Consider the following 18,856-nt stretch of genomic DNA (forward strand, 5'->3'; position numbering starts at 1 on the left):
ATGAATTTGGCTAAGAATCTCAAATTAAAGTTTCTTGTAAATTGAAATAAGTTTTTCTTGATTTACTAGTTCTCGCCAGTTTTTACCAAGCGCATTTTCCCAAAGTGGTTCTAATGATAAGGAAATTTGTGCCATGGTTTCTAAATCTGATTGTGGTAAATCTTTACATAATCCAGTTGGTAACTCAATACCATGTTTTTGTTTCATTTGCTTAAACAAACGAACTCCTTCTGGATAGTACTCTTCTAGTTGATTAAACACTATACAGTTGCCTATGCCGTGTTTGGTACCTAACACATATGATAACCCATAACTCATAGCATGGGCTACTCCAACTTGAGAGTAGGCAATACTCATACCACCATGCCAAGATGCCATCACCAATTTATCTTCTGATTCTTCTAACGGAATATCTTCAAGAAATACCTCTTTACACAAATCAAAGGCTTTCTCACCATAACTCTGGCTAAAAGCGTTTAAATACGTTCCTTGTAGCGACTCTACACAATGAATATAACAGTCCATTCCTGTATAAAACCACTGGTCTTTAGGAACCGTACGTACCAAATCTGGGTCCAAAACTACTTGGTCAAAAGTGGTAAAGTCAGAATTTAATCCTAACTTTTTTTCTGGGCCTAGAAGTACCGCAGTTCTAGAAACCTCAGCACCTGTACCACTTATAGTAGGGATGCCTACGTGGTATAATGCAGGTCTTTTAATTAAATCCCATCCTTGGTAATCTTCTGCTTTACCTTTATTTGTGGCCAACAATGAAACTGCTTTAGCTAAATCTAACAAAGTTCCACCACCAATACCTACAATACCAGAAGGTAACTCTAAATAGTCCTCTTTTATTTTAGAAACCAGTGAATCTACCTGTTCAGTTTTAGGTTCTTCCTCTGCTGATATAAAGATTATTTTATCATTAAAAGTTGCTGGAATTCTTTTAATTAAATCGGTTCCTTCAAAGAAATCATCTACTAAAAAAATAAATGGAGCCTCAGTACTTTTTCTTTTTGGCATTAAAATTTCGGAAAGTTGATTAAAGCAACCTCTACCGAAAACTACTCTAGGTACCATCGGGAAATTTTTAAAACTTGTAAGAGTTGTATGTTGAACCTTTTGTTTATTCAATTCGCTTATATTCATTAATTCAAATACTTAAGTATTTCCTTTATTTCATTTAGTTTAAGGTGACCGTTTTGGTCAATCTCATCATTTGACACCATTTCATGGGCCCATGTTGTATGAAAAGGAATATGTATAGCTTTTGCTCCAATATTTAAGATAGGTAAAACGTCTGACTTTAACGAATTACCTATCATTAAAAATTCATTCACATTAATATTTAGATGGTCTAGCAAAGCTTTATAATTGTGTTCTTTTTTATCGCTCAATACTTCTACATGATGGAAGTATTTTGACAACCCCGAACGTTCTAATTTACGTTCTTGATCTAGTAAATCTCCTTTTGTCATCACAATTAACCGAAATCTATTTTGTAATTGACTTAAGGTTTCTTCTACACCCTCTAACAATTCCACTGGGTGATCAATCATTTTTTTGCCCAGTTTTAGAATTTCAGTAATTGTAGACTGTGAAATTTTATTATTAGATAAATCTAGGGCTGATTCAATCATAGAAAGCACAAAACCTTTGATACCGTAACCATATAGTTCCAGGTTTTTCATTTCCATTTTAAAAAGCTCTTGGTCTATTTTGTTTTTAGTTTCATAACTCTCTAACAGCTCGGCAAACTTTTCTTCAGTATCTCGAAAATAAGTTTCATTCACCCATAAGGTATCGTCTGCATCAAAACCAATAGTTGTTATATTTTCAAAATTTACTTCCATGCTTTAATTGCGCGTTCTAAGTCTTCTGGTGTATCAATTTCTATTCCACTAACTTCTGTTTCTACCATTTTTAATTTTCTACCATACTCTAAAAATCTTATTGCTTCAATTTTTTCTTTTGCTTCTAGAGGTAACATAGGTAGTTTTTGAAAATCGACTAAAGCGCGTTTTCTAAAAGCATAAATACCTTTGTGTTTGTAATACGTAGCATCTACATTTTCATCTCTTGGGTATGGTATTGGCGATCTAGAAAAATACAGTGCAAAATTATTGTTATCAACGATTACCTTAACCGTATTAGGATTTTTTATTTCATCCCAATCAGTTATAGGAGTCATTAAGGATGCTAAATCAATTTCTTTTGATTTGTCTTTATGAAAAACATCAATAACCTTTATTAAACTATCTTTTTCAATAAAGGGTTCATCTCCTTGTACATTAATTACAATATCAACATCCATATCAATTACAGCCTCTGCAATTCTATCACTGCCACTTTGGTGTTCTTGCTTGCTTCTAATAACCTTACCCCCTATTTCTTCTATTGCTTTTTGAATAACTTCACTATCTGTAACAATGTATACGTCATCAAATAACTTAGTTGCCAAAACCGCTTCGTAAGTTCTAACAATAACGGGTTTACCTTGAAGGTCTTGCATCAACTTTGCAGGAAATCTTGATGCCTGATACCTTGCCGGAATCATTGAAATTATCTTCAAAATCTAACTTCTTTTAGGTCTAATTTTTCTATAGATTCGAAAAATCACAATTAATATTATTACGACTAAAATTGCCCCTAAAAATGGCGCAAAAATTGAAGCAGTACTCACTACAACAGCAGTACCTGTTTCTACGGTTGAAACAACTGGATTTGCTAATCCTCCTGTTGTTGCAGTAGAAGTTAGCCTACCTGTTGCATTTGCTCCTTTTATTGCAGCAGCTGTACCGCCACCTGCAATTATTGCCAAAGACCATGTAATAACAGGGTCTAAATCTGCTACTGTTGATACCATAACAGCTGTGCCTGCTATACCAGCAAGAGGTATGGCTATACTATCCAACGCATTATCCACCCAGGGAATAAAATATGCGAAAATCTCAGCCACTGTTGCTATTCCAAGGGTTAGCACTGCGGGTATACTTCCTATCCAAGCCCAACTATCATTGAGCTCCCATATTCCAAAATAATTGGCCAAACTTAAAGCGAATAATGGCAAAAAAACTCTAAAGCCTGCTGACGCTGCCAGACCAACACCTAGAAATAAACTAATAATGGTTTCTTGTGTCACTTTTATTGATTTTTACTAAAGTAAGTTTTTACTGTTCAAGAAAAAAATCGTCTTTAAAGCCAATTAAGTACAATTTATTTTTAGCTCTAGTTACCGCTGTATACAACCATCTTAAATAATCTCTATCAATACCGTTTGGTAGATAGGGCTGTTCAACAAAAACCGTATCCCATTGTCCGCCTTGAGACTTATGACAAGTAATAGCATAAGAAAATTTAACCTGTAATGCATTAAAATATTTGTTGTTTTTTACCCCCAAAAAACGTTTGTAATTAGACTTTTCATGAGCATAATCTTGAGCAACTTCTTGGTAAAGTTTATTGCCATCTTCGTAAGAAAGAGATGGCGTTTCAGCCATTATAGTGTCTAAAATAAGTGCAGTCTCAAACGGTTTTTGATTAGGATAATCAACCATTCTGACCTTTACTTCGGCAAATTTAAAGCCGTATAGTTCAATAATATTGAATAGTTCTAGAATTTCAATGATATCGCCATTAGCTATAAAACCAGCTTCAGAATTTGCTTTTAACCAAAAGTAATTGTTCTTAACTACCATCATGTAATCACCAACAGCAATTTCGTTTTCTAAAAAAAGTATGCGTTCTCTTATGTTTTGATTGTAAAGATTAGCCCTTTTGTTTGACCTCACAATTAAGGCGGTATCTTCTCTACCAACGGTATTGTAGGCGGTATCTATAGCTTCTTGTATTTCATTTCCCTCTTGCAATCGTACCACATCTTTACCAGCATTTAAATCAAACTTGAATTCTTCATAAAAATGAGAAGCTAGTTGTTCTCTTATATTGGTAGCATTAAATAAAATTGATGATTCTGTAGTTTGTCTAGTTACCTCATCTAACTCAATAGTATGCACATTTTTGTTATAATTTAATTCTAACCTACTTGCATCTAATGCCGGACTTAAATCTAATTTAACTGGTGGTAACTGTGCTGTGTCACCAATTAACAACAACTTACAACGATGGCCAGAATACACAAAAAACATTAAATCATCTAAAAGAGAGCCATTTTCAAATAATTTTGAATCTGCGGGCGCATCTGGAACCATAGAAGCCTCATCAACCACAAAAATGGTATCTCTATGTTTGTTAGGAGCTAAAACAAATTTCATAGCCCCATTTGATTGTTTTTTTGGAAAATATATTTTACGATGAATTGTAAAAGCCTGTTTACCACTATAACTAGACATAACTTTTGCTGCCCTACCAGTAGGAGCCATTAGCACATATTTCATTTTTATGTGCCATAAATATTTAGTGATAGTTCCAATTATTGTGGTTTTTCCTGTTCCGGCAAAGCCTTTTAAAAGAAAAACGTCATTTTTTTCTTTAGAAAGTAGAAAATTGGCTAAATTTCTTAGAGCAACCTCTTGTATTTCAGTAGGGTTATGTGGAAACTTCTCCTTTAAAAGAACTAAAAACTCGCTAGTATTCATACCTTGGCATCAGCTTCAAATATACGCGTAGAAAATTGGTGAAATACTTTTGCCATTAAAAAAAAATTGTAGATTTGTTCGGTAACCACTATTACTAATTAACGCTTTAGAAAATGAAGACCATTTTACAAATAGTGCTTTGGGGACTTAGCATATTTTTTGGGTATATGATTTACAAATCTGTAAACGGACCAATTGAATTCAAAAAGGTACGTCAAGAAAGATTTCAATCTGTTATCAACAAACTAAAAGACATTAGAGATGCTCAAGAAGCATACAAGTCTGTTAACAACAAATACGCCAACAACTTTAATAGTCTAATCAAATTTGTGGACACTGGCGATTATATCATTACTACACAACGTGATAGTTCATTCACACGTTATAGTAGAGAATACCAAATTGATTTACCAGTAGATACGGTGGTAATAGATACTTTAGGTACAGTTAAGGTAAAAGATTCTTTATTTAAAAATGATGACCGTTACAAAACAATGATGGAAGTTCCATTTGCGCAAAACGGTGAAACATTTGAAATTAAAGCCGATATCCTTGACAAAAATGGATATAAAGCTCCTGTTTATGAGGTTAAAGTGAAAAAAGATGTTGTTCTATTTGATCAACCTGCAGACCTCAGAAAACAAGAGAATACTAGAAATAGCGTGGAAGAGGTGAACGGTGAATACGTTAAAGTTGGTTCTTTAGAAGAAGTTAGCACTAACGGTAACTGGCCACCTATTTACGATAGAAAAAGCGATAACTAATTAAATCTCGGATTCAAATGGAATCCTATAAAAAATTGTCCATTCAAGTTAACTTGAATGGACTTTCTTTTTGCGTTTTAGACACAGTCAATAATAGAATTGTTGACCATAAACGTATTTCATATAAATCAGAACAAACCCCTTATTTAATTCTCAAAGAATTAAAAAGTCTCTTTGAAGAACATAGAATTATTGGACAAAACTTCTCTAAAGTATGCTTAGTACACCAGAATAAGCAGTTCAGTCTTGTTCCAAAAGCATTATTTAGCAAAGAAGAGTTAGCTAATTATTTAAAATTTAATTCAAAAATTTCGGCTACTGATGATGTAGTTTATGATGAAATAAACAATCATGATATCATTAATGTTTATGTTCCATTTCAAAATATAAACAAATACATTGAGCAGCTATTCGGAGAATTTGAAGCTACACACAATACCACTGTTTTTTTAAAACGCTTTCTACCCAACGCTATTAACCTAGAAAACAATTGTATAGTAAACGTTTCTAGTAAAGAAATGGAACTCATGGTAACATCTCAAAAGAAATTTGAGCTGTATAATAAATTTGATTTTACCACCAAAGAAGATTTTCTATATTACCTTCTTTTCACCTTTGAACAACTAGGTATTTCTCAAGAAAATGTTACTATTAAAATTTTAGGGGATATTAGTGAGAACAACCCCAACTATCTTTATGCAAAAGACTATTTTGAACATATAGAAATTATAAATACGCTACATAAAAGCCACCATTTTGAATTACCTGTAGATGGCTCATTTGAATTTGCGCTTCTTAATACATTTTAATGCGGATTATTTCTGGTAGATATCGCGGTAAAAGGCTAATTGCCCCTAAAAAATTACCTGTTAGACCAACTACAGACATGGCTAAAGAAAGTCTGTTTAATATATTGAATAATCAATTCTATATTGAAGATATTAAAGTATTAGACCTATTTGCTGGAACCGGCAATATTAGTTTTGAATTTGCTTCTAGAGGGGCAAACTCAATTACCGCAGTTGATTCCCATGCGGGTTGTATAAAATATATTTCAAAAATTAATGAAGAGTTAGATTTTAATATTGATATTATTAAATCAGACGTTTTTCAATATTTAAAACGAACCGTAGAAAAATTTGATGTAATTTTTGCTGACCCACCCTATAATTTAGATTTAGAAAAATTTCAGCAAATACCGGCATTAGTATTTACCAATACACTTTTACAAGAAGATGGGTTGTTAATTATAGAACATTCTCCTCAAACCAACTTGTCTGATTTACCCAATTTTAAAGAACAACGTAAATACGGTAGTAGCGTTTTTAGTTTTTTTCAGAATTAGAAATATTTCAAACCAAAAAAAGCAGGCCATAAGCCGGATTCTGTTTACCGTTTTAACACGGCACCTTATCATTTATCTAGGACTTTAATTACTTAAAATCTCAATCCGCCTACCCTCCAGCTCGAGCGTGCAGCCCTCAAACACTGGTTTACGTGGCGTTTCACCGCATAGAGTTTACCTGATTTCACTACAGCCTAACTGTACTTGCTTTCTGTTGCACTTGTCCGCTCCCGAGTAAACGAGATGACGGGTGTTACCCGCTACGCCGCACTATGGTGTCCAGACTTTCCTCCCCAAATAAAATTTGGAGCGATAAGGAGACCTGCGATGCAAATTTACGTTAATTGTTAATAACTATTTTATGTAAGTAGCCTGCAATTTAGGGTGTAGGCATAGCTATTTTTATATTTGTTATTGGCTCAAAAAAACATCGTCTTGGAACCATTTATTGTTTCTGCTAGAAAATATAGACCACAAACATTTAAAGATGTTGTTGGCCAACAGGCTATAACAAACACTCTTGAAAATGCTATTGCTAACAATCATTTAGCACAAGCATTACTTTTTTGTGGACCACGTGGTGTTGGTAAAACAACTTGTGCGCGTATTCTTGCTAAGAAAATAAATCAGGACGGTACAGAGCGAGAAGATGAAGATTTTGCCTTCAACATTTTTGAATTAGATGCAGCTTCAAATAACTCTGTAGATGATATTAGAAATTTAATAGAGCAGGTGCGTATACCACCACAGGTAGGTAAGTATAAAGTATATATTATTGATGAGGTTCATATGCTCTCGCAATCTGCATTTAATGCGTTTCTAAAAACATTAGAAGAACCCCCTAAACACGCTATTTTTATTTTAGCTACTACAGAAAAGCATAAGATTATACCAACTATTCTATCTAGATGTCAAATTTTTGATTTTAAAAGAATTACGGTAAAAGATGCTGTTGAATATTTAAAATTTATTGCTGAAGAACAGGGTATACAAGCTGATGACGATGCGTTGCACATAATTGCACAAAAAGCTGATGGTGCCATGAGAGATGCCCTGTCTATATTTGATAGAGTTGTTAGTTTTTCTGGTAAAGAGCTTACTCGTAAAGCGGTAGCTGAGAACTTAAATGTCTTGGATTATGAGACCTATTTTGAAACTACCGACCTAATTCTAGAAAATAAGATTCCAGAATTGTTAGTGTTATTTAATAAAGCACTGACTCTTGGCTTTGATGGTCATCATTTTATAGTCGGACTTGCATCGCATTTTAGAGATTTATTGGTTGCCCAACATCCACAAACCATAGCCCTTATGGAAGTAAGTGAAGATGCAAAAGCAAAATACAGCTCGCAGGCTCAAAAAACCTCTAACGAGTTTTTGATTAAAGCGCTAGACTTAGCCAATGATTGTGATTTAAACTATAAAATTAGTAAGAATCAGCGTTTATTAGTTGAACTTACTTTGATGAAGTTGGCATCATTAACTTTTGAAACAGAAAAAAAAAAGCTTGATAAAATAATTCCAGCTTCACATTTTAGAATACAGGATTACGTTGCAGCTCCTAAAAACTATTCAGTCACAGAGGTTGCTACGCCACAACAAGAAGCAACAGTAGTTAACTCTACTAATACGGGTAATGCGGCATCTGAGAAGGTAACAGAACCTAAACCTAGTAAAACGGTTCTAGAGAAACCTGTTATTGAAAACCGAGCCAAAAGAGTTTCTGGGCTATCTATTTCTAGTTTAAAAACCAAAAAAGAACATCAGGCAAGAGTTTCTCCAATAGTTTCAAAAGACGATTTGCCAAAAGAGAAGTTTACTGAGGCAGAAATGCAAAAATATTGGAATGTATATGTTGATAAATTAGACCAGCAGGGCAAAAAGATTATGGCAAGTAATCTTCATGCTGATGTACCTAGGTTAAAACAAGAAACGGTTATCTGGATAGAATTGCCTAATGATACCATGAAGAAAGAAATAGAACGGGAACAAGGACCGTTACTAGAATTCTTAAGGTCAAATTTACAGAACTACACCATTGAACTTAAAATTTCTGTTAATGAGGCAACGGCCAAAAAATTTGCCTTTACTCCAGAGGAGAAATATGAAAAATTAAGAGAAAAAAACCCTGCCTTAGATTTACTACGAAAAGAGTTTGATTTAGATTTCTAATTTAATTTCTTTTCACTAAAAGCGAATAAATTACCATAACTACGCAGGCAATTCCCATACCTAAAGATTCTCTAGCCAATTCAATATTCAAAGTTTTCATACCATCTTGTAAAGCAACACCTTCAAACTCTGGTGGCCAGTGCATAATGGCCAATACTGCAAATAATAGAGCTAAAATCAATGAAAAAACTTTAGATAGTTTTTTCAACATAAATAACACAGACGCAATCGCGGCCAAGATATAAAGCCCTATCCACAACCATGAATCAGGATCATTAAATTGTACCACGGCGGCATAAATGAACAAGAGCGTAAAAATTCCTCCTAAAACTTTAGTTAACATGATATATTTAGTTATTGGTTACGTGCTTTTCTAATACCGTATAAACGTCAGTGGCATTTATTTCATTGAGCTGTAATGCGTTTTTATTTGATGAAATTACAACTGGCCAATCTTCAATATCTTCTGGTCTTCTGCCATGAGCGCCTTTCACCAATTCAGCTTTTAACGGTATTATATTTAAAACAGTTCTGAACCCTAGTTTCTTTTTTAATAACTTCCAAATTACTTTAAGCGTTACCAACCTATCATTTGGGTCTGTCAGCATTTCTACTGGGTCATAGCCTGGTTTCTTGTGAATATCTACCATTCTAGCATAGTCAGGGGCTTTAGCATCATCTAACCAAAAATAATAAGTAAACCAAGAATCTTTGTCTGCTAAAACTATAATATCACCGCTTCTATCGTGTTGCAATCCGTACCCGGTTAATTCCTCTCCACTCAAAATTTTTTCAACACCTTTAGTTTGCTCTAATAGACTAATAACTTTATTTTTTAAGGTAGAATCGTTAAGATAAATATGTGCAATTTGATGGTCTGCTACTGCGAATACTTTGCTAGCACCTGCATCTAAAAGTTCTAGTCCGCGCTCAATTCTAATAGCTAAAAGATTATTTTCTCTGAAAATTCTATTTAAGTGAATTGGTCTACTAACATTCGTAATACCATACTCTGATAACAATACTATTTCAGCATTCTGCGATTTAAAATAGGTTACTAGCTTTTTTACCTCGTCATCAATCTCTTTTAAATCCGTTTTAATAATATCCAAATTTAATCCGTGCCGTTGTATATTATAATCGAGATGTGGTAAGTAAATTAAATTTAAGGTAGGCTTATATTTTTTATCTGTTTTTATAGCCGCATCGGCAATCCATCTACTGGATTTAATAGAGGTCTTAGGACCCCAAAACTGAAACAAAGGAAAAGTTCCAAGTTCATTTTGCAATTCATCTCGTAATGAAGCTGGATGCGAATAACAATCTGGTATTTTTCTACCATCTGCTAAATAGTTGGGCCTTGGAGTTACACTATAATCAACTTTAGAGTACATATTATACCACCAAAACATATTAGCACAAGTAAACTCAGGGTTTTGAGCTTTTAATTTTTCCCATAGTTTTGGAGCTTCGACCAATTTATTAGATTGTCTCCAGAACTTAACTTCGCATTCATCCTTAAAATACCATCCATTACCAACAATACCATGTTCTGAAGGTAATTTACCAGTTAAATATGTACTCTGAGCTGTGCAGGTAACTGCGGGTATTACTGGATTCACATAACTAAATGAACCATTTTCTAAAAACGAAGCTATAAACGGCGTATGTTCACCTATAAGTCTTTTGGTTAAACCAACAACATTAATTACAGCCGTTTTTTTCATTATAAATTGTCTTTCACCCAATTTAATTCTCTAACTACAGAATTAACAAGTGGCGCTTTTAAATCTTCTGGTAACACATCCCAAGTATAGGTTTCAACTTCTAAATGATTGGTTAGATTACTATTTGCTTTTATGTATTCAAAAGTCTTGATGATATGGTCTTGAGTTGAATTCAAAAGGCCAAAACTTTCTAAGAAAATTGGAACATGAAAATGAGCTCTCATTTCTTCAAAAGGCTTTTTACTTTCTAAAATAACAGGTAAATCTGCATAGGTATTAACTTTACCATTTTTTAGTTCGGTTACCTGATGTAAATACGTAGGTTCATTGAATTTTGCCAACGCATTCCATACAGCATCATTATCACCCTTAGATTTTATTTTCAGGGCTGCACTTATTTGAATTTTACCCACCTTAATACTATGTTTTTCAAACTCTTGAAATGTAAATGTAGGCTCTTCAAACGCTAAGGAAAAATGACAAACGTCATAACAAACGGTAATGTATCGCTTTAATAAAGCTTCAGCTTTACTGGTTTCAACACCAATTTCAGCAAACGCTTTTTTACCAATAGTAACTAAGTAATCTTGAAATAATAGAATAACTTCTGCAGTGTTTTCTAACAACCCATCTGGTTCTGGTTCAATATCTAGATGTAAATATTTACCCGTTTCTTCTTCAATTTTATAGAGCAATAGTGCTATGGTAACCATGTTTTGGGCACCTTTCACAAAAACATCAGTTAAAGATTCATGCCAATATTTATAGGATATTGGTGATGTTGAAATACCAGCATCTATACCTTCTGGCATTAAAAATGCTAATTGTTTAAATAATCTTTCTGTATATACTAATCGCTCTTCTGTGGTCCAATCTGGAGCATGCACATTGTCTTTTACTCGTTCTCCATGAAAATTACCGTAAGGAAAACCGTTCATGGTAAAAACGTAGCAATTATTTTGGTCTAACCATCTTTTAAACTGTTCTAGATTGTTACCAACGTTTAATTCTTCGCTAGCTTTATTTGATAAACGCAAACCAATACCAAACTTCTCATTACCTACAAGCTCTGATTTTATTTTTAAAAGATTTTCTTTTAAGCTATTAAAAGTAACCTCCCAATTCTCACCTGGGTGAATATTAGAACAATATGATAAATGAAAAGTATTTTTTAATTGCATGTTGTCTATGAAATAACTAATGCTTGTTGTCTTATTTTAATAGCTTTTTTCATTAAAGAAATATCAATTTCGTTTACATCATATTTACTACCAATAGCATTAATAAGTGTTATGGTTAATTGACCACCTAGGTGTTCTCTAAATTCTTCTATGCCTGTAATTAGTTCTTCAATTTCAGTATTTGATGTAATTGGTAATTGTAAATTAAAACCTATTTGACTAAGAACATTTAAAATTCTATTTAAGATAGATTCTGAAATTAATCCCAATAAGAAAGCATAGGTAACATCTAAGGCTATACCCATTGCTACTGCTTCTCCATGTCGTAACTTATAATTGGTCATTTGTTCTAGCTTATGAGCTGCCCAATGACCAAAATCTAAAGGTCTTGAAGAACCACTTTCGAAAGGATCACCACCTTTAGCAATATGATTCATATGCAATTCTGCACAACGATAAATTTGTTGAGCCATGGGTTCCATTTGCCTGTCAGCCATTTGAAGTGCATTGGCTTCTAAGAAGTCAAAAAAATCAGCATCTTTTATTAGGGCAACCTTAATGGCCTCGGCAATACCTGCAATCCAATCTCTTTGTTCTAAAGTTTGCAGAAAATCAAAGTCATTAATGATGGCATAAGGAGTTGCAAAACTTCCTAAGAAATTCTTTTTTCCAAAATAATTCACTCCATTTTTAACTCCAACTGCGGCATCATTTTGAGAGAGTACCGTGGTTGGAATTCGTATTAATTTTACTCCTCTATGCGCAGTGGCGGCTGCAAAACCAACCATATCTATTAGAGCACCACCACCAATAACAATTACAAAAGAGTGCCTACAAATGTTATAGTTATCTATTGCCTCTAAAACCTTATTTACAGAATCTTTATCAACTTTAGCTTTTTCACCTCCTGGCAATACAACTATTTTTTGTAACGCTATTTGTTTTGAGTGATGATTACAGTAGGCATTAATGGTATTCTCTAAATTTGGATGCGAATTCGCTACCCCATCATCTATAACCACTAAACATTTTACAGCGGTATTTTTATAAGTTTCAAATATTGATTTCAACAATAAATTGGTTGAAGAAAACATGTTCGAAGTAAAATGTAGATTGTAGGTAAACTTTACTTCAAAATCTTGTTTTATAGGAGGTAAATTCTTCATGTTATGAATTAGGTAACAGCAAATAAACGTGCCAATAGTATTGATAACGGTAAAAATAGCACAATTAGCATACCTATCTGCCAATTAGAATGGGCTACAGCTATTGCGGCATCTATTAAAACTATAGATAGCACCCCGGCCTTTACCGCTTTCATTATGTTTTTTGGAACATTATTAAGATACGCCTTTCTAAGCGGTTTAAAAACCATGAAAGCAAAGCCTAACAACATTATTAAATAAACAAAAGAACCTACACCATAGGCCTTATGCAAAACAATTATTATAACAATTACCAAACTATATAAAATAGCCGCTGTTACAATATTTTTCTTGTTATTGCCATGAACTTCACCCCTACTTACCAAGGTAACCGCAAAAATAAATAGTAAAGGAATTACTGTATAAGCTACACCTGTAAAGCTTTGAAATACCGTTATACCCAGTAGTAAATTTAAAGCCCTGCATAAGCCCATATTAAAGGGACCCAAAAAAGAAAAATTCTTAGAATATGCATCATAAGCCAGTATACTACATGCTAAACATAACGCAACCACCATACTTAACATACTCACTAATGTAGCCAAAAGTATACCTAAGGCTAGCAAAGCAAAACCAAATATTCTTGCGTTTTGTAAGGGTATTAATCCACTCGGAATAGGTCTTTCTGGTCTTTCTACAGCATCTAACTTAGCATCAAAAACATCATTTAATACCACTCCGCCCGCATAAAGAAAAACAGATGCAAAAATTAATAAGAAATCATTGCCATAAATAGGCATATTTCTTGTGTAATAACCCGCAATAGCTAAACCTGCTAAAACATCAGCTGCTGCAGTAGGTAAATTAGGAGGGCGACAAAGTCTTAAATATCCTTTTACAACAGGATTCATTAAACAATTTTATCGTTTTCAACTTTTGGTTGTTGACCTCTTAAAACACTATTATCATTAAATAACTTTCTTTGGTCAATAGCTTCCGGATTTAACCAATGTTCATCTTTCATTTTACCCGAACGTCCAAAAAAGTCATAGGCATTCTGATAACAGGTTTTGTGTACATCTTCTTTAGAAATGCCATTTCTTAACATTAAACCTGCTGTTTTTGGCACCGCTAGTGGGTCACTAACTCCCCAATCAGCCGAGCTATCCACTATAATATTAGTACTACCAAATTTGCGAACTACTTCAACCATTCTTTGGTTACCCATTTTAGTTTTAGGGTAAATAGTAAATGCTGCTATAAATCCTCTATCCAAAACATCTTGAACCGTTTCCTCATTGTTGTGATCAATAACAACCATACCTGGGTCTAACCCGTGCTCCAAACAAACCTCCATACTTTTTATAGTACCAGCTTTTTTATCTCTGTGTGGGGTATGAACCTGAACCATCATATTAAATTCTTTGGCCAGTTCTAATTGTTGACGAAAAAACTTGTCTTCTTCTTTAGTTTGGTCATCGTAACCAATTTCACCAATGGCTACGACATTTTCTTTATGCAAGTATAAAGGCAATAAATCCATTACCTGTTCTGCCAAAGCTTCATTATTGGCTTCTTTGGAGTTAAGACCAATTGTACAGTAATGCTTAATGCCGAATTGACTTGCTCTAAAAGGCTCCCATCCCACAAGGCTACTAAAATAATCTTGAAAAGAGCCAACTTGAGTTCTTGGTTGACCCAACCAAAAAGAAGGCTCAATTACAGCCACCACACCTGCGGCAGCCATTGCTTCATAATCATCAGTAGTACGTGCTGACATATGAACGTGTGGGTCTATAAATTTTAAATTTTCTTCCATTATCTGGTTTTTAGGGTTTTCCAAGTTAAGGTACCTTCTTCAATTTGAACTTTAAGAGTTGGATAATTAGTAAGTAATTCTTTGGCAATTGGCAATTTTGAATAGTAACAAACCAATGCCGCGGCATAATTTTCGTAGCGATTAGTACTCTCGAACAATCGTTTAATATCTACGGCTAAATTATCATCAATAAAATTTGAAATAGGTCTCCAAAAATACGGGTCTATTTCTCTAGAAGCAGCCCATCTTTCATGGGCATAATCTGAAATTATCCGTGCTAAATCGGCATTGGCACGTTCATCTATTTTTTCTATTGTACTTAAATCTAGCTGCATAAAAGCAGCCTTTAAGTACATTTGATTCCATTGTTGGTCTGTGAAAAATGCAGCAGGATATGGATTGTATTTAGTTATAGCCTCAAAAACCGTACTAATGTTAGTTCGTAACGCTTCAACCGCAGCAAATTGATAATACTTTGGGTTAGGTAAAAACGTTAAATACTTAAGAAAAGTTTCGAGTTCAGATTTGTCAGCAATCTGAATTAAATTCTTAACCGCATCTTTAAAAGAACCATCACTTTCTAAAGCGGCCAACAACATATAAATTCGAGCTAACTCTACCGTATTTGCCTGCTGTTTACTAAGGTAGTCTTGCAATTGCTCATTAGCTCCAGTGAAATCTACCAATTTACCTTTTTGAATTTTAGCACCGCTTAAACTATAATTTAAATATAATTTTCGTGCTGTTTTTTCTTCAGTAATAGCTGAAATTGCTTGTTGTAACCATCTGTATTCTTCAGCAATTAAGTTTTTACTCAGTAAGGTTTCTATTGCACTAAATAGATTTGAAAACATCTATAAATTTTTCTTTAGAATGTCTAACAAAGATAGGTACCTCAATTTATTTTTTAACCTTAGCTCCCTATCTTTATGCCAATTAAAGGTTAATATAATTTTTATGTTAGGATTAAAGTTACCAACAGACCCAAGATGGGTAAATATTGTAGAGAAAAATGTAGAAGAAATATTAACAGACCATGCTTACTGTGAACAAAAAGCAGCAAGCACCGCAATTTCTTTAATTATTGGATTTCCTGAGAAATCAGAATTGGTGAAAGAAATGGTAGCACTTTCTAGAGAAGAAATGGGACATTTTAACATGGTTCATGAAAAAATCTTAGAAAGAGGTTGGACCTTAGGTAGAGAACGAAAAGATGAATACGTTCTAGAATTGATGAAGTTTTTTCCAAAGGGAGGTAGCCGAACTACACATTTGGTTCATAAATTATTATATGCCGCATTGATTGAAGCAAGGAGTTGTGAACGTTTTAGATTGTTATCAGAAGAAATGTCTGACCCAGATTTATGTGAGTTTTATAGAAAACTTATGGTTAGTGAAGCCAACCATTATACCATGTTTCTCCAATTTGCTAGAAAGTATGGCAACAGAGAAGAAGTGGATAAAAAATGGCAAGATTTATTAAATTACGAGGCTGAAATCATGAAAAAACTAGGTAAAAAAGAAACTATGCATGGCTAGCTTTCTAATTTCTTTTTATAGTAATCGTAAATAGCAAATTGCGAACGTAATTTAGGGTTATTATTGTTTCTATAAGCATTATCATGCTTGGCAGAAAAGACCCTTGCCTTTTCATTATCTTTCCAAGATAATTCAAAGGTATCTAGCAGCTCTTGTTTTACATCTTCATCATAAATTGGACAACCTACTTCAACTCTGTAGTCAATATTACGGGTCATCCAATCTGCAGAAGAAATATAAACCTTAGTATCTCCTTCATTTGCAAAAATAAAAACTCGTGGATGTTCTAAGAATTTGTCTACAATGCTAATTGCTTCAATATTTTCGCTCATTCCTTTTACACCAGGTATTAGACAGCAAATACCGCGTATTATTAATTGAACTTTTACACCTGCTCTACTGGCTTCATAAAGTTTATCTACCATTTTATAAGAGGTAAAACTGTTCATTTTAATTCTTATAAAGGCTTCTTTACCAACTAAAGCATTTGCAATTTCGTTATCTATAAGTTTAGTAAATACATTTTGTGTATAATGAGGAGATACAATTAAATGCTTGTATTTATTAATCTTGTAAGGCACTTCAAAAAAGGTGAAAACTTTATTTACTTCTTTTAAAATACCCTCATGTGCAGTAAACAACGTATAATCTGTGTAGATCTTTGCCGTAGATTCATTGAAATTACCTGTACTTATAAAACCATATCTTTTTAACGCCCTACCTTCTTCTCTATCAATAAAACAAATTTTGGTATGAACTTTAAGACCTGGAATACCAAATATTAGTTTGATTCCTTCTTCTTGAAATTGGTTAGCGTAAACAATATTTGCCTGCTCATCAAACCTTGCTTGCAACTCTATTTGAACAGTTACTTCTTTACCATTTCTTGCAGCATTAATAAGTGCTGCCGCCACTTGAGAATTGTTAGCTAACCTATAAATAGTAAGTTTAATGGCTTTTACTTTTGGGTCTAAAGCTGCTTCTCTTAAAAATCGAATTACGTAAGAATAGGTCTGATATGGCGTATAAATCATAAAATCTTTAGCTGCTATTTGCTCTAAAAGACTTCCTTCTAAACGCACACCTTTTACCGGTAGTGGTTGTATTTTTTTATATTGTAAATCTGCTCTTCCTAAACTTGGAAAGCCCATATAATCTCTTCTGTTATGATATCTGCCTCCAGGAATTACGCTATCTGTCTCTTCTATATTCATTTTATTTTTTAGAAAACGAAGCGTATCAATTTTAATACGTTTATCGTAGACAAAACGAACAGGGTCACTTATTTTTCTATGCTCTACACTGCTAGATATTTTCTCAATAAAACTTTTGCTTAAGTCATTATCTATATCTAACTCCGCATCACGCGTTATTTTAATCATGTGCGCAGAAATTTCAGCACAATCGAACATGGTAAAAATTCTCTCCAGACAAAATCTAATTACATCATCAACCATGATAATGAAGTTTTCACCATCTTTTTCTGGTAGCACCAAAAATCTTGGTAGATGCCTAGGTATTTCAATTAGTGCATATTGTATACCTAATTGTTCTATGGGTATATCTTTAGGATCCTTTAAAATCATTCTTACCGCTAAATATGCAGCAGTATCTTTAAGGGTAGGAAACTCTGCTATATTATTAAGAATAACAACAATAAGTTCAGGGTTAACTTTTCTATTAAAATAGTCGATTACAAATTCTTCTTGATCTCTATTTAATTGAGTTTCATCAAGAATATAAATTTGCTCTGTAGCGAGTTCTTTAAAAATTCCTTCTAAAATTCGACCACTCTTTGCCTGTAATTGAATAGCATTTTTAGTAATTTCTTCTAATAATTCTTTAGCTGTTTCACCCCCTAAAACACTTTTACCGCTTTTACCAGCATCTACAATTCTTTTAACGGTAGCATATCTAACCTTAAAAAATTCATCAAGATTATTACTGAATATACCTATAAAACGAATTCTTTCTATCAATGGCACATTAGGGTCAGCACTCTCTTGAAGCACGCGATCGTTAAAATGTAACCAACTTATTTCTCTATTAATGTACTCGTTTTGAGGTTTAGACATAATTATCGTAATGTTTTAGGAATGCGTAATTTTTGTGTTTTTCCCGACGTTATTTCTGACCAAGAATTTACTTCAAAATTAAGTTGTGCCATACCAGCTGTTGGCAAGTTCTCAATATACTTATCCCCTAGATTATTTACAAGTGAAGTAAATGCATAATTGTGACCAAATAATAAAACAGTATTTAAATCTTCATGCAGATTTTTACAAAAATTAAGTACACTTTGACCAGAGAAGTCATATAACTGATTTGATACTTTAAAATGTTCAAAATTAAATTCAAGATTTCTCATTACAATCATAGCTGTGTGCAAGGCTCTATTGGCAGGGCTAGAGTATGCGTAATCTATAGTTAAATTAAAAGTAGAAAGCTCACTACCTATTAAATGTGCATCTGTGATACCTCTTTCTTTTAACGGTCTATCTTTATCATCAACATCATAATCCCAAGAAGATTTACCGTGTCTTATAAAAATTAATGTTTTCACTTA

The 18,856-nt window shown here is 33.4% G+C and carries 19 protein-coding genes and 1 other RNA gene; 5 read left to right on the forward strand and 15 right to left on the reverse strand.

The genetic code is table 11. The annotated features are described in order from the left end of the window. Window positions 1–24: 24 nt before the first annotated feature. The 5 genes from H5V42_RS14140 to H5V42_RS14160 all read right to left on the reverse strand — a co-directional run bounded on the left by H5V42_RS14140 (window position 25) and on the right by H5V42_RS14160 (window position 4,598). Window positions 25–1,080, reverse strand: a complete 1,056-nt coding sequence (locus H5V42_RS14140) for an iron-containing alcohol dehydrogenase family protein (RefSeq protein ID WP_185783831.1) — start codon at window positions 1,078–1,080, stop codon at window positions 25–27. Window positions 1,081–1,148: 68 nt separating this feature from the next. Next, window positions 1,149–1,853: an HAD family hydrolase gene (locus H5V42_RS14145; protein WP_185783832.1), complete on the reverse strand. Its 705-nt coding sequence runs from the start codon at window positions 1,851–1,853 to the stop codon at window positions 1,149–1,151. After that, a complete protein-coding gene (gene kdsB, locus H5V42_RS14150; protein WP_185783895.1) occupies window positions 1,844–2,557 on the reverse strand; it encodes a 3-deoxy-manno-octulosonate cytidylyltransferase in 714 nt (237 codons plus the stop codon). Before kdsB ends, H5V42_RS14145 begins: the two co-directional genes overlap by 10 nt. A gap of 18 nt (window positions 2,558–2,575) precedes the next feature. Beyond that, window positions 2,576–3,142 (reverse strand): DUF4126 domain-containing protein, encoded by a 567-nt coding sequence (locus H5V42_RS14155; protein ID WP_185783833.1) that lies wholly within the window; start codon window positions 3,140–3,142, stop codon window positions 2,576–2,578. A 28-nt stretch (window positions 3,143–3,170) separates the two neighbouring features. Beyond that, entirely contained in the window at window positions 3,171–4,598 is a 1,428-nt protein-coding gene (locus H5V42_RS14160) for an ATP-dependent DNA helicase (protein ID WP_185783834.1), read from the reverse strand. Between the two features lie 113 nt (window positions 4,599–4,711). Here H5V42_RS14160 and H5V42_RS14165 point away from each other — a divergent pair, with 113 nt between their 5' ends. Genes H5V42_RS14165 through rsmD form a run of 3 tightly spaced genes read left to right on the forward strand, consistent with a single transcriptional unit; the run spans window position 4,712 to window position 6,707 of the window. Continuing rightward, window positions 4,712–5,362, forward strand: a complete 651-nt coding sequence (locus tag H5V42_RS14165; RefSeq protein WP_185783835.1) for a hypothetical protein — start codon at window positions 4,712–4,714, stop codon at window positions 5,360–5,362. Window positions 5,363–5,379: 17 nt separating this feature from the next. Further along, window positions 5,380–6,171: a DUF3822 family protein gene (locus H5V42_RS14170; RefSeq protein WP_185783836.1), complete on the forward strand. Its 792-nt coding sequence runs from the start codon at window positions 5,380–5,382 to the stop codon at window positions 6,169–6,171. Continuing rightward, a complete protein-coding gene (gene rsmD / locus H5V42_RS14175) occupies window positions 6,171–6,707 on the forward strand; it encodes a 16S rRNA (guanine(966)-N(2))-methyltransferase RsmD (protein ID WP_185783837.1) in 537 nt (178 codons plus the stop codon). Before H5V42_RS14170 ends, rsmD begins: the two co-directional genes overlap by 1 nt. Before the next feature lie 14 nt (window positions 6,708–6,721). Here the strand turns inward: rsmD and rnpB are convergent. After that, window positions 6,722–7,036, reverse strand: an RNA gene (rnpB, locus tag H5V42_RS14180) — RNase P RNA component class A. Between the two features lie 106 nt (window positions 7,037–7,142). Here rnpB and H5V42_RS14185 point away from each other — a divergent pair. Next, window positions 7,143–8,879 carry a DNA polymerase III subunit gamma/tau gene (locus H5V42_RS14185; protein WP_185783838.1) on the forward strand — a complete coding sequence of 579 codons (1,737 nt, stop codon included), beginning with the start codon at window positions 7,143–7,145 and terminating at the stop codon, window positions 8,877–8,879. Between the two features lies 1 nt (window position 8,880). Here the strand turns inward: H5V42_RS14185 and H5V42_RS14190 are convergent, their stop codons facing one another. The 7 genes from H5V42_RS14190 to H5V42_RS14220 are packed head-to-tail and all read right to left on the reverse strand — an operon-like array spanning window position 8,881 to window position 15,605. Then, entirely contained in the window at window positions 8,881–9,222 is a 342-nt protein-coding gene (locus H5V42_RS14190; RefSeq protein WP_185783839.1) for a transmembrane 220 family protein, read from the reverse strand. 7 nt (window positions 9,223–9,229) lie between these two features. After that, window positions 9,230–10,606 carry an alkaline phosphatase family protein gene (locus H5V42_RS14195; protein WP_185783840.1) on the reverse strand — a complete coding sequence of 459 codons (1,377 nt, stop codon included), beginning with the start codon at window positions 10,604–10,606 and terminating at the stop codon, window positions 9,230–9,232. Beyond that, a complete protein-coding gene (gene eboE, locus H5V42_RS14200) occupies window positions 10,606–11,787 on the reverse strand; it encodes a metabolite traffic protein EboE (RefSeq protein ID WP_185783841.1) in 1,182 nt (393 codons plus the stop codon). Before eboE ends, H5V42_RS14195 begins: the two co-directional genes overlap by 1 nt. Window positions 11,788–11,792: 5 nt before the next feature. Beyond that, window positions 11,793–12,953 carry a 3-dehydroquinate synthase gene (locus tag H5V42_RS14205; RefSeq protein WP_185783842.1) on the reverse strand — a complete coding sequence of 387 codons (1,161 nt, stop codon included), beginning with the start codon at window positions 12,951–12,953 and terminating at the stop codon, window positions 11,793–11,795. Between the two features lie 8 nt (window positions 12,954–12,961). Then, window positions 12,962–13,843 carry a UbiA-like protein EboC gene (gene eboC, locus H5V42_RS14210; RefSeq protein ID WP_185783843.1) on the reverse strand — a complete coding sequence of 294 codons (882 nt, stop codon included), beginning with the start codon at window positions 13,841–13,843 and terminating at the stop codon, window positions 12,962–12,964. Next, window positions 13,843–14,751, reverse strand: coding sequence for a TatD family hydrolase (locus tag H5V42_RS14215; RefSeq protein WP_185783844.1), 909 nt, complete (start codon window positions 14,749–14,751; stop codon window positions 13,843–13,845). Before H5V42_RS14215 ends, eboC begins: the two co-directional genes overlap by 1 nt. After that, a complete protein-coding gene (locus H5V42_RS14220) occupies window positions 14,751–15,605 on the reverse strand; it encodes an EboA domain-containing protein (protein ID WP_185783845.1) in 855 nt (284 codons plus the stop codon). Before H5V42_RS14220 ends, H5V42_RS14215 begins: the two co-directional genes overlap by 1 nt. Window positions 15,606–15,708: 103 nt before the next feature. Here H5V42_RS14220 and miaE point away from each other — a divergent pair, with 103 nt between their 5' ends. Then, window positions 15,709–16,290 carry a tRNA-(ms[2]io[6]A)-hydroxylase gene (miaE, locus tag H5V42_RS14225; protein WP_185783846.1) on the forward strand — a complete coding sequence of 194 codons (582 nt, stop codon included), beginning with the start codon at window positions 15,709–15,711 and terminating at the stop codon, window positions 16,288–16,290. On the opposite strand, the gene ppk1 is transcribed toward miaE, so the two are convergent. Continuing rightward, window positions 16,287–18,365, reverse strand: a complete 2,079-nt coding sequence (gene ppk1 / locus H5V42_RS14230) for a polyphosphate kinase 1 (protein WP_185783847.1) — start codon at window positions 18,363–18,365, stop codon at window positions 16,287–16,289. The genes miaE and ppk1 overlap by 4 nt on opposite strands. 2 nt (window positions 18,366–18,367) lie before the next feature. Further along, window positions 18,368–18,853, reverse strand: a complete 486-nt coding sequence (locus H5V42_RS14235; protein ID WP_185783848.1) for a SixA phosphatase family protein — start codon at window positions 18,851–18,853, stop codon at window positions 18,368–18,370. Between the last annotated feature and the right edge of the window lie 3 nt (window positions 18,854–18,856).

Source organism: Croceivirga lutea, from assembly GCF_014235875.1.
Classification (GTDB): Bacteria; Bacteroidota; Bacteroidia; order Flavobacteriales; family Flavobacteriaceae; genus Croceivirga; species Croceivirga lutea.